Origin of the sequence: uncultured Photobacterium sp. (genome assembly GCF_947039875.1) — a bacterium.
Classification (GTDB): domain Bacteria; phylum Pseudomonadota; class Gammaproteobacteria; order Enterobacterales; family Vibrionaceae; genus Photobacterium.
The window spans coordinates 26,764-37,907 of the sequence record NZ_CAMRAN010000012.1; the positions used below are offsets into that span (position 1 = coordinate 26,764).

12 protein-coding genes and 1 other RNA gene are annotated in these 11,144 nt (G+C 41.1%); 7 read left to right on the forward strand and 6 right to left on the reverse strand.

Annotated elements, in window-relative coordinates; all coding sequences use genetic code 11:
- Nucleotides 1-22 precede the first annotated feature (22 nt).
- From fbaA to Q0V26_RS06300, 3 genes are all read left to right on the forward strand, one after another.
- A complete protein-coding gene (gene fbaA, locus Q0V26_RS06290) occupies nucleotides 23-1,099 on the forward strand; it encodes a class II fructose-bisphosphate aldolase (RefSeq protein WP_297479422.1) in 1,077 nt (358 codons plus the stop codon).
- Between the two features lie 330 nt (nucleotides 1,100-1,429).
- Nucleotides 1,430-2,314: a small-conductance mechanosensitive channel MscS gene (gene mscS, locus Q0V26_RS06295; protein ID WP_297479425.1), complete on the forward strand. Its 885-nt coding sequence runs from the start codon at nucleotides 1,430-1,432 to the stop codon at nucleotides 2,312-2,314.
- A 262-nt stretch (nucleotides 2,315-2,576) separates the two neighbouring features.
- A complete protein-coding gene (locus Q0V26_RS06300) occupies nucleotides 2,577-3,293 on the forward strand; it encodes an oxidative stress defense protein (protein ID WP_297479427.1) in 717 nt (238 codons plus the stop codon).
- Nucleotides 3,294-3,385: 92 nt separating this feature from the next.
- Here the strand turns inward: Q0V26_RS06300 and serA are convergent, their stop codons facing one another.
- The 5 genes from serA to zapA form a co-directional block, all read right to left on the reverse strand.
- Entirely contained in the window at nucleotides 3,386-4,618 is a 1,233-nt protein-coding gene (serA, locus tag Q0V26_RS06305; protein WP_297479430.1) for a phosphoglycerate dehydrogenase, read from the reverse strand.
- Between the two features lie 238 nt (nucleotides 4,619-4,856).
- Nucleotides 4,857-5,516, reverse strand: coding sequence for a ribose-5-phosphate isomerase RpiA (gene rpiA / locus Q0V26_RS06310; RefSeq protein WP_297479433.1), 660 nt, complete (start codon nucleotides 5,514-5,516; stop codon nucleotides 4,857-4,859).
- Between the two features lie 184 nt (nucleotides 5,517-5,700).
- The gene (locus Q0V26_RS06315) at nucleotides 5,701-6,309 is read right to left on the reverse strand and encodes a 5-formyltetrahydrofolate cyclo-ligase (RefSeq protein WP_297479435.1); all 609 of its coding nucleotides are present in this window, start codon (nucleotides 6,307-6,309) and stop codon (nucleotides 5,701-5,703) included.
- 81 nt (nucleotides 6,310-6,390) lie between these two features.
- Nucleotides 6,391-6,574: non-coding RNA, 6S RNA (gene ssrS / locus Q0V26_RS06320), on the reverse strand.
- Between the two features lie 7 nt (nucleotides 6,575-6,581).
- A complete protein-coding gene (gene zapA, locus Q0V26_RS06325) occupies nucleotides 6,582-6,881 on the reverse strand; it encodes a cell division protein ZapA (protein ID WP_297479438.1) in 300 nt (99 codons plus the stop codon).
- A gap of 392 nt (nucleotides 6,882-7,273) precedes the next feature.
- On the opposite strand from zapA, the gene Q0V26_RS06330 reads away from it, so the two are divergent.
- The 4 genes from Q0V26_RS06330 to gcvH all read left to right on the forward strand — a co-directional run bounded on the left by Q0V26_RS06330 (nucleotide 7,274) and on the right by gcvH (nucleotide 10,866).
- Nucleotides 7,274-7,855, forward strand: coding sequence for a YecA family protein (locus tag Q0V26_RS06330; RefSeq protein ID WP_080158236.1), 582 nt, complete (start codon nucleotides 7,274-7,276; stop codon nucleotides 7,853-7,855).
- A 27-nt stretch (nucleotides 7,856-7,882) separates the two neighbouring features.
- Nucleotides 7,883-9,070: a 2-octaprenyl-6-methoxyphenyl hydroxylase gene (gene ubiH / locus Q0V26_RS06335; RefSeq protein ID WP_297479441.1), complete on the forward strand. Its 1,188-nt coding sequence runs from the start codon at nucleotides 7,883-7,885 to the stop codon at nucleotides 9,068-9,070.
- A 2-nt stretch (nucleotides 9,071-9,072) separates the two neighbouring features.
- Nucleotides 9,073-10,284: an FAD-dependent 2-octaprenylphenol hydroxylase gene (locus Q0V26_RS06340; protein ID WP_162841606.1), complete on the forward strand. Its 1,212-nt coding sequence runs from the start codon at nucleotides 9,073-9,075 to the stop codon at nucleotides 10,282-10,284.
- A gap of 159 nt (nucleotides 10,285-10,443) precedes the next feature.
- The gene (gcvH, locus tag Q0V26_RS06345; protein WP_297479444.1) at nucleotides 10,444-10,866 is read left to right on the forward strand and encodes a glycine cleavage system protein GcvH; all 423 of its coding nucleotides are present in this window, start codon (nucleotides 10,444-10,446) and stop codon (nucleotides 10,864-10,866) included.
- A 39-nt stretch (nucleotides 10,867-10,905) separates the two neighbouring features.
- Here the strand turns inward: gcvH and Q0V26_RS06350 are convergent, their stop codons facing one another.
- Entirely contained in the window at nucleotides 10,906-11,109 is a 204-nt protein-coding gene (locus tag Q0V26_RS06350; protein ID WP_080158233.1) for a DUF1107 domain-containing protein, read from the reverse strand.
- Nucleotides 11,110-11,144: the final 35 nt, after the last annotated feature.

Genomic DNA, 11,144 nt, shown 5'->3' on the forward strand with positions numbered 1-11,144 from the left:
AGTAAAATATAGGACTATTGTTATGTCTAAGATCTTCGATTTTGTAAAACCTGGTGTTATTTCTGGCGACGACGTACAGAAAGTATTTGCTGTAGCAAAAGAAAACAATTTTGCTCTACCTGCTGTTAACTGTATCGGTACTGATTCAGTTAACGCTGTTCTTGAAGCTGCTGCTAAAGTTAAAGCGCCAGTTATCGTTCAGTTCTCTAACGGCGGTGCTGCATTCTTCGGTGGTAAAGGCCTTAAACTTGAAGGTCAAGGCCCTCAAATTCTTGGTGCTATCGCTGGTGCTAAATACGTTCACGCAGTAGCTGAGTCTTACGGTGTGCCAGTTATTCTTCACACTGACCACGCCGCTAAGAAACTTCTTCCTTGGATCGACGGTCTACTAGACGCGGGTGAAGAGTTCTTCGCACAAACTGGTAAGCCTCTATTCTCTTCTCACATGCTAGACCTTTCTGAAGAGTCGCTAGAAGAGAACATCGAAATCTCAGCTAAATACCTTGCGCGTATGGCTAAGATGAACATGACACTAGAAATCGAATTAGGTTGTACTGGTGGCGAAGAAGACGGCGTTGATAACTCTCACATGGACGCATCAGACCTATACACTTCTCCAGAAGACGTTGCATACGCATACGAGAAACTAAACGCAGTTAGCCCACGTTTCACTATCGCTGCATCTTTCGGTAACGTACACGGTGTTTACCAAGCAGGTAACGTTGTACTTACTCCAACTATCCTACGTGATTCTCAAACATACGTTTCAGAGAAGTTTGGTCTTCCAACTAACACGCTAAACTTCGTATTCCACGGTGGTTCAGGTTCTTCTGAAGCTGAAATCCAAGAGTCAATCGGCTACGGTGTTGTTAAAATGAACATCGATACTGATACACAGTGGGCATCATGGGATGGTATCCGTTGTTACGAAGCTGCTAACCACGATTACCTACAAGGTCAAATCGGCAACCCAACGGGTGAGTCAGCGCCAAACAAGAAATACTACGATCCACGCGTATGGTTACGTGCAGGTCAAGTATCAATGGTTGAGCGTCTAGAGAAAGCATTCTCTGACCTAAACGCAATCGACGTTCTATAATTTCGATTTTGTCGCAAGATAAAATGTGAAAAAGCCCACTTCGGTGGGCTTTTTTTGTATGTAAGACGTCGTTAGTATTGTACGTTGGTAATTTATATTTTTTTATGATTGTTCGATTTTTTTTACTAGCCATCTAGCTAATAAATGATTAATAATGCACTGTTTCTTTGATATTAGAATATTCATACTGATAATTATACTAATCGCAGCATTATTAGCGATTATTGTCTAATATCATATTTGTTGCAAAGGTGCTATTTTTACCGGTTACGGTAAGATTTACGCATCAGCGACATTTTACTATTGTTATACTTTGAGAGAGATACCTTCATGACAGAGAGCGTTACTGATAAGGTTGTTGAAAATATATCTGATAATTCATTGACTAATGGTGTTATGCACGCGAGTAATTGGATTTCTAAAAACGAAGATCTATTAGTTCAATATGCAGTGAACATTGTTTCAGCATTACTGATTTTATTTATTGGTAATATCATTGTTAAACTCATTGCGGGTTCAATTGCGAAAATTTTACGCAAAAAAGACATGGACAATGCAGTTGTTGAGTTTATCCATGGTCTAGTGCGTTATGTGCTATTCGTTATTGTTTTAATTGCAGCATTAAGTCGTATTGGTGTTCAAACTGCATCAGTGGTTGCGGTTATTGGTGCCGCAGGTCTTGCTATTGGTCTTGCACTTCAAGGGTCATTATCAAACTTTGCAGCAGGTGTGTTGATTGTTGGTTTCCGCCCATTCAAATCTGGCGATTACGTTGAAGTTGCTGGTGTTGCGGGTTCTGTAGAATCTATTCAGATTTTCTCTACTGAATTACGTACGCCTGATAACAAAACAGTTATCGTGCCGAACGCTCATATTATTGGTAACCCAATTACTAACTTCTCTCGCAATGACACTCGTCGTATCGATTTAGTGATTGGTGTTTCTTATAATGCTGATTTACAAAAAACAAAAGAAGTATTACGTCGTGTAGTAAAGGCTGATAGTCGTGTGCTTCAAGATCCTGAACCAACTATTGGTGTGGTTGCTCTTGCTGATTCTTCTGTTAACTTTGTAGTACGTCCATGGGTTAATACGCCTGATTACTGGGCAGTATATTTCGACCTAAACCAAGCGATTAAAGAAGAGCTTGATAAAGAAGGTATCGAAATCCCATTTCCACAGATGGATGTCCATGTAAATAAAGTTGGCGCTTAATTTGCCCAAGTTTTAATTATATGACACTAAAAAGAAGCCTACGGGCTTCTTTTTTTTATTCTAATAGACGCTAATTCTCGCATTAATTATGGTATTAAAACGATATTATTACTAAAGGATTGCTGAATTGTGACTAAAAACAGTGTTCATTATATTAAGGCTTTGCTAGCATAGCTTTCTCATTTACAGATAAACAGCAATGTATTTATTAATGTTGGTATCAATAAATAACCCTGTTGTGCGGTCAATAAAAGGATGAATAATGAAAAAACAATTGTTAGCGATGGTACTTGGCGCTAGTGCGTTTGTTTCAACTACTGCAATGGCAGCAGATATTCCATTTCCTCATTTAGAAACAACGGGCCGTGGCGAAGTTACGGTTAAACCGGATATGGCGGTTTTTTCTGTTAATGTGGTTGAAACTAAAAAAACGGCGGTTGATGCTAAGAAGGCTGTCGATCAAGCTGTCACTAAGTTTATTGAGCGTTTACAAGCATCAGGTGTGAATAAAAAAGACATTAATAGTGCCAATATTTCATTATCAGCACGGTACACTTACCCAAAAGACCAAAAACCGGAACTCTCAGGATTTAAAGCCAGTCGCAATATTGAGGTGACGGTACATCAACTAACGAAGCTGAATACTTATTTAGATGACGCGTTGGGTGATGGTATTAATCAAATAAATAATATTAATTTAAAAGTGTCTGATGTTGAAAAATATCAACAACAAGCACGCCAAAAAGCGATTGAAAATGCTAAGCAAGTGGCTGCTTCATTAGCGCAAGGTTTTGATAATAAAATTGATAGTGTGTGGCGGATTGACTACAACACTAATGGCCAACCAATGCCATATCGTCAAAGTAATGATGCTGTGATGAGCAGTATGAGTAAAGGCTCTATCGATAAAAGCTATGCCGATAACAGCATTGTAATTAAAGACCGAGTTAATGTGATTTTTAAATTAGCTGAAAAATAATTTGACGATAAAAATAATCAAATTAGAGATTAAATAGTAATAAAAAAGGAGAGCATGATGCTCTCCTTTATCGTTATTAAATCGTTAATATTCTAATGTAAAATACGAGCGCGAATCGTACCTTCAATAGATTTTAGTTGTTGTAATGCTTCTTTTGAACGTTCTGTTTCAACATCAATCACCACATAACCGACTTCCGCACCTGTTTGTAAGAATTGGGCTGCGATGTTAATGCCTTCCGATGCAAAAATAGTGGTGATTTGATTTAACACTCCTGGACGGTTGTGGTGAATGTGGAGTAAACGAGAACAACCACTATGATGTTCTGGTAGTGATACTTCAGGAAAACCTACTGCTGATAATGTCGATCCGTTGTCTGAGTATTTCACTAATTTCCCAGCAACTTCAATGCCGATATTTTCTTGAGCTTCATGAGTTGAACCGCCAATGTGTGGGGTTAAAAGTACGTTATCAAACTGCATTAAAGGGGATTCAAAGGGATTATTATTGGTTTGCGGCTCAATAGGAAATACATCAATAGCAGCGCCTGCAATGTGTTTGCTTTCTAATGCACTACATAACGCATCGATATCAACAACTGTTCCACGAGCTGCGTTGATAAAAATAGAACCTGGCTTCATGCGCGCGAATTCTTCAACACCCATGAGATTAGCTGTTCCTTTTGTTTCTGGTACATGTAAGCTCACCACATCAGCTTTATTAAGTAACTCTGATAAAGAATTTACTTGAGTCGCATTACCTAGCGATAGCTTGCTTTCAATATCGTAGAAGCAGACTCGCATACCTAAGTTTTCAGCAAGAATACCGAGTTGAGTTCCAATATGACCATAACCAATGATGCCAAGGGTTTTGCCTCGCGCTTCAAATGCATTGTCGGCAGATTTAAACCATTCGCCACGATGAGCTTTGGCATTTTTTTCAGGAATACCACGCAATAATAATAGAATCTCACCAAGAACAAGTTCAGCAACACTACGAGTATTTGAAAATGGGGCATTGAAAACAGGGATACCGCGTATCATTGCTTCCTTAAGATCAACTTGATTGGTACCAATACAGAAACAACCGACGGCGGTTAGCTTTTTCGCTGCGGCAAAGACTGCTGGTGTTAATTGGGTACGTGAGCGAATACCAATGAAGTGAACATCTTTGATGGCTTCTAATAGTTGTTCACCATCAAGAGAACCTTTGTGGTAGTCAATATTGCTGTAACCTGCTTGCTGCAACACTTCTACTGTTGAAGGATGGAGACCTTCAAGGAGGAGGATTTTTATCTTTTCTTTATTGAGTGATACGGTTGCCATAAGTTCTTATCCTTAAAAACGTGGCGACTGATAATGACAATTTTGCCTTAGCTTGGTTGCGGTAAATATTGCCTTTCAGTAGCTAAATGGTTAAATATTTGATTGTTCCTGTTTAATAAAGTATCAAAAATTAACCACTATGGGTAAGAATATTACAAAAAAGCCAATAAAAAACGGCAGCTAATGATTCACGAGCGATCAATAGCTGCCGTTTTGTAATCAAATAATGAAGCAATCATTATTTTGGGATGATTTTCGTGCCTTCTGGTGAGCCAACAAGTAATACATCAGCACCACGATGAGCAAATAGACCGACAGTCACTACACCGGGTAAGGCGTTGATGCTGTCTTCCATTGCTTTAGGATCAGTGATAGCCATGTTGTAAACATCAAGAATGATATTGCCGTTATCCGTGATTACACCTTCACGGTAAACAGGATCACCTCCAAGTTTTACCAATTCTCGACCAATGAAAGATCGCGCCATTGGAATCACTTCAACGGGTAATGGGAACTGACCTAAGACATCAACTTGTTTGGTATTATCAACAATACAAATAAATTTTTCTGCGATAGCCGCGACAATTTTTTCACGGGTTAATGCGGCGCCGCCACCTTTGATCATGTCAAATTCAGCATTGATTTCATCTGCGCCATCAACATAAATATCAAGACTAGCAACATCGTTAGCATCAAAGACTTTAATGCCAATTTGCTCTAGGCGCTCAGTTGAAGCAACAGAGCTTGAAACCGCCCCTTTGATCTCTTCTTTACGAGTTGCCAAGGCATCGATGAAGTGATTAACGGTTGAACCAGTACCTACACCAACAATACTGTTTTTCGTTACGTACTCAAGTGCTGCCCAACCCGCTGCTTTTTTCATTTCATCTTGTGTCATGCCGTTCTCCTCGTAATGACCTCAATTATGCGAAAGGTGATTATAGCTAACCGAAGTGATTTCGTCAGTTGGATTCTATGGTTAATGGCTGCAAACTTAAAACTAAAAATATAACTTTATGAATAACATACAATTACATTCGGTTTTTTTACCCAGAAACCAAACGTTTGCGTTGAGGGTGTGATCACTCGCTGAATTGATGGTTAGGGGTAATGATTAAGGGCAATGGCACATCCCATTCTTCGTTAGGTAATTGCGGTATATATTGGCAATCATGACCAATCCCAATTGGATAAGGCCCTTGGCGATAGAGGTGCCACTGGCTCAGGGTTCTATCATAATATCCCCCACCCATACCAAGCCGTTGGCCTGTGCTATCAAAGGCGACCAATGGGGTACAAATAATATCAAGCTCAGCAATAGGTTTAACTCGGCGTAAATCTAATTTAGGCTCACGAATATGGTAACGATTGGTGGTCATTGGCGTAGTTGCGTCGTAATGCAAAAACAGTAAATGCCCTTTGCTAAAAGGATGCAACACTGGTAAGTAAACGGATTTTCCTTGTTGCCATAACCAATCAATAAACGGCTGCGGATCTATTTCACCATCTGCCGCGAGATAAAGTGCAATATGTTGGCTGTGTTGAATTAAAGGTAAGGCTTGTAACCGTTGGGATAATTGTTGAGCAGCATGTTGTTGTTGTTGAGAAGATAACTGACGCCTAGCGTGACGAATGTGTTGTCGTAGTTGTTGGCGTAATGGTTGTGAGTTGGAAATGGGGGGCGTTATCACTTGAGTATCCAATCCATGAACGGTGAGGGTTTAGAGATTGTAGGATGCTAGCGCGTAGAAAGAAAGTGAAACTCAGAAAGGGGATGCCCCAAGGTGCCGTTGCGAAATAAGGCCCTTGAACCAGATGTTCAAGGTGGATTAGCAACATTAACCGTAGGCTTCTCAGTCGGGCTGAGCATGCTCAATAGTTAATAAAAAAGCTAATCCTGGGTATTTGCTTATCGGCTCGGGGACGTTCATTCACTGACGTACACCCCAGGGTCAATTCATTATCAACGCTTTGGCTGATTTTGCAATACTTTATCCAAATTTTCTTCTAGTGAATTGATTTTATTGGATATTAATTCAGCGTTGCGATTATGTTCTTGTCGTTCTAAATGCAATTCATTACTGATGTTCAGACCAGTAAAGATCAATAATTGTTCTACGGATACACTACTACGCGCAGACATATCTTTCAAGCGCTGGTCAAAATCTGCCGCCGCGGCACGTAATGCATCTTCTTGACCTATTGGGCAATTCACTTTTAACTTTTTGCCCAATACTTGAATTTCTACAGCCTGAGTACTCATAAATCTTCGATTTGCTCCGTGCCAGAATGGGTGTTCATTCCGCTTGCGACTAGTGCCAATATAGAAAAACCCTACTTAAGATGCAAGCGGCTATGTCTCGGTTTCGATTCAATAGCATCTGACAAGACAGATATTAATCACACTCACTATGGAGTTGGTTAAGGATTGAACGTTATCGCCAGTGTTATCATTTGCTGAACTAGGCTTAAGTGTTAGCATAACACAGTGCTCGCATTCGCTCATTGCTATTTATTATACTAACTAAGCCATAAGTGTGATTATTGTTTGGTACAATTTCAAAGTGTAATGTTAATTACTGACATCATTTTAAATTCAGTAATGGTCACAAAACTATTTATTTTAAATCGCGCCAATTAAAAAGGTGATAAGCCATGAGTGAAATAACCCTGCCAACATACCAAGCTGTAGAAGCTGAATTAAAACAACAAGGCTTGGCTGCTATGCCTGCTGAATTACATGGTTTACTTAGCGGAATGATTTGTGGTGGTTTAGCTGTTGATGATGAAAGTTGGGTCGGTCCTGTTTGTGATTACGCCAATGAAGGCCAGCCGATGACAGACGGCGCCAAAATGATGGTACGGACGCTATTTACAACGACGGCTGATGAGTTGATTGGTGGTGGATTTGAATTTTCATTATTGATGCCTGATGATGACGAGCCGTTAGCCACTCGCGCTGAAGCATTAACTGAGTGGGTAAACAGTTTTATTTCTGGTTTAGGACTAATGGATTTGCAAAAAAATCAATTATCTGAGGAAATAACTGAAGCACTGGCTGATTTACAAGAGATCTCACAACTTGGCATTGATGAAGACGAAGATCTTGAAGATCAAGCGGCTTTATTTGAACAAGTGCTTGAACATGTACGTATGTGTGTCTTGAGTTGTCATTCTGAATTAGGTCAACGCCTTGTCAATGATGATAATGCTGACGAAATGCCAACTCTTCACTAATTATTTCGATGGCGAAAGGGACAAAATGTGAAGCAATATGATGTGGTTATTGCGGGTGGCGCAATGGTGGGTGCATGTCTAGCGATAGCACTGGATGAATTAACGCAGCATCAATTACATATCGCGGTTGTTGAAGCGGTAGCGGCTGATCAGCATGGGCATCCTGGCTATGATGCTCGCAGTATTGCGTTGTCTCATGGGTCAAGTCGATTGTTAGATACGATCCAACTTTGGCCTGCTTTAGCAAAGGTTGCGACGGCAATTGAACATATTCATGTATCGGATCGCGGTCATGCTGGAATGGTTGAGCTGTCTGCGCAGCAATTGGCAGTTGATGCGCTAGGTTATGTGATTGAATTAGCTGATGCGGGGAAAATTTTTCACCATCAGTTAGCGACTCGCCCTCAAATTGATCTGTTTTGTCCCGCTAAAGTTGAACATATTGAGCGTACTCAGGCTGAGGCATTGGTGCGTTTAAATACAGGAAAACGGCTACGGACTAAATTAGTGGTTGCTGCTGATGGTGCGACGTCACATTGTTGTAACTTGTTGCGTATTGGTTGTGATGAACATGATTTTGAGCAAGTCGCGGTTATTGCTAACATTACCACTGCTAAGCCACATCAAGGCCAAGCTTTTGAACGCTTTACTAAATATGGTCCTGTGGCATTGTTGCCGATGGCTCAAGGACGGAATTCATTGGTGTGGTGTATTGAACCGCACCAACAAGCACGCATTATGGCATTATCAGATGCGCAATTTTTAGCAGAATTACAAGCCGTGTTTGGCTGGCGTTTAGGGGCACTAACTGTTGTTGGTGAGCGTTATTGCTACCCTTTAATTTTACGTCAATCACAGCGGCTAGTCTCACACCGTACTGCGGTGATTGGTAATGCGGCTCAAACGCTTCATCCTATTGCTGGACAAGGGTTTAATCTTGGTTTACGTGATGTGATGACTCTGGCGGAAGAAATTGCAGCTGGCGTTCAGCGCGGTGCTGATATTGGTTTACCTACCGTATTAGGTCGTTACCGTGAACGCCGTTTACCTGATCGTCAAGCGACGGTATCCATGACCGCCGGGCTGGTAAGCTTATTTGCAAATGATAATCCTGCACTGGTTGCTGGACGTAATCTGGGCTTGATGACCATGAGCCTTTCTAACACACTTCAAGCACCGCTGTTACGCCGTGCCATGGGACAGGTAAAACGATAGCTATGATGCAAAATGTTGATGTCGCCATTATCGGTGGTGGAATGGTTGGTTTAACACTGGCCGCAGCGTTAGCCGATACTGAATTACGTATAGCGGTGATTGAAGGTCAATTGCCGAATCCTGAATTAGCCGCTTTGCCTGATATTCGTGTATCGGCATTGAGCCGTGCTAGTGAACGCATTTTACGTAGCGTGGGGGCGTGGGAAGGTATTTGCTGTCGCCGAATGAGCCCTTACAGCAAAATGGAAGTGTGGGAGCAAGACAGTTTTGCCCATATTGATTTTGACGCTGAGCGGCTATCACAACCGGATTTAGGTCATATTGTTGAAAATCGAGTAGTGCAATTAGCATTGTTAGAACAGGTTAACAAACAACATAACGTGACCGTCATTGCCCCTGACCGCTGCCAAAATATTGCTTTTGGGGAAACGGAAGCATGGTTGACTTTAGCCTCTGGTAAAAACCTCACCGCTAAATTAGTGGTTGGTGCTGATGGTGCCAATTCATGGTTACGCCAACACGTGGATATTCCTCTGACACAGCGGGATTATGGTCATAGTGCATTAGTGGCTAATATCCGTTGTGATGAGCCTCATTTACAAACCGCCCGTCAAATTTTTCGTCCTGATGGTCCGTTGGCCTTTTTACCTTTAGCTGAAAAAGATTTATGTTCGATTGTGTGGTCATTACCACCTGAGCAAGCATTACAGCTGTGTGATGTTAGTGATGAAGAGTTTAATCAGCATTTAACGACAGCTTTTGATCACCGTTTGGGTTTGTGTCGCGTGGAAGGTGAGCGCCAAACCTTTCCTCTAAAAATGCGTTATGCTCAAGATTTTGTACGTGAACGGGTCGCGTTAGTTGGCGATGCAGCCCACACGATTCATCCGTTAGCTGGGCAAGGGGTTAACTTAGGCTTATTAGATGCAGCGGCCTTAGCGCAAGAGATCATTGGTTTGTGGCAAGCGGAAAAAGACATTGGTAAGCAGGTTAATTTACGTCATTACGAACGCTGGCGTAAAGCGGAAGCAGCGAAAATGATCACCGCGATGCAAGGTTTTAAGTCGTTGTTTGATGGCGCTCATCCAGCGAAAAAACTGGTACGTGATTTAGGAATGTTATTTGCTAATAATGCCCCAGGCGTTAAAGATGAATTCATGCGTCGAGCATTAGGATTAAGTGGCGAATTACCTGAATTAGCGCGCTATAAATAAGCTGTAATCAGCCACTGAACTGAGTGATTATTTATTAAACCGTAATAAATTTTTTGTTACGGTTTTTTTTGTTCTCAAATTGAGCAAAAGATATTTTTTCACCTACAGTAAATAGAGTGATAACGACCTATTAATTGTGAGCTTAAAAAGGATGTGAGAATGAGCTATGTGCCCTCAGAATTAAAATTTACTCATACCCATGAATGGTTACGTGATGAAGGTGATGGAATTTATACCGTTGGTATTAGTGATCATGCTCAAGCCTTACTTGGTGATATGGTATTTATTGACCTTCCTGACAGTGGGGCGGCTATTGATGGCGGAGAAGAATGTGCCATTATTGAATCCGTAAAAGCAGCATCCGATATTTATGCACCATGTACGGGCACGATTATCACTATTAATGACGAGCTCGAGGCTGCACCTGAATTAGTCAATAATGATCCCTATGGTGATGGGTGGTTATTTCAAATTCGAATTGATACAGATGCGGATGTGGATGAGTTGTTGGATGCTGAGGACTATTTAGCGACGATTGTTGATGATGAATGGCGTAAAAACATTAAAGCCCACATACTGTAGTGGGCTTTATTCGAGAGGCTTTAATTCTAAAGGATTGGCTTAGTAAATTTCACGTAGACGCTTAATTTCTAAGTTAACCTCGTTCACTGTATCGTAATGATGCTGTTGTGCTTTTAATGGCACCAACAATATTCCTTTCTCAAAATGATAGCCGCCACGGCCATCAATATAAATTCTTCCTTTAAATATACGACTAACATGCTTGGCAATTAGTTTCGGCAAGTAGCGTTTGAACATCCGCATAATACAGTTTAACTCCGACCTTCCTGGCGATTAAC

Coding starts and splice junctions, on each gene's coding strand:
- fbaA (WP_297479422.1), top strand. CDS start 23: ATGTCTAAGATCTTCGATTTTGTAAAACCTGGTGTTATTTCTGGCGAC.
- mscS (WP_297479425.1), top strand. CDS start 1,430: ATGACAGAGAGCGTTACTGATAAGGTTGTTGAAAATATATCTGATAAT.
- Q0V26_RS06300 (WP_297479427.1), top strand. CDS start 2,577: ATGAAAAAACAATTGTTAGCGATGGTACTTGGCGCTAGTGCGTTTGTT.
- serA (WP_297479430.1), bottom strand. CDS start 4,618: ATGGCAACCGTATCACTCAATAAAGAAAAGATAAAAATCCTCCTCCTT.
- rpiA (WP_297479433.1), bottom strand. CDS start 5,516: ATGACACAAGATGAAATGAAAAAAGCAGCGGGTTGGGCAGCACTTGAG.
- zapA (WP_297479438.1), bottom strand. CDS start 6,881: ATGAGTACTCAGGCTGTAGAAATTCAAGTATTGGGCAAAAAGTTAAAA.
- Q0V26_RS06330 (WP_080158236.1), top strand. CDS start 7,274: ATGAGTGAAATAACCCTGCCAACATACCAAGCTGTAGAAGCTGAATTA.
- Q0V26_RS06340 (WP_162841606.1), top strand. CDS start 9,073: ATGATGCAAAATGTTGATGTCGCCATTATCGGTGGTGGAATGGTTGGT.
- gcvH (WP_297479444.1), top strand. CDS start 10,444: ATGAGCTATGTGCCCTCAGAATTAAAATTTACTCATACCCATGAATGG.
- Q0V26_RS06350 (WP_080158233.1), bottom strand. CDS start 11,109: ATGCGGATGTTCAAACGCTACTTGCCGAAACTAATTGCCAAGCATGTT.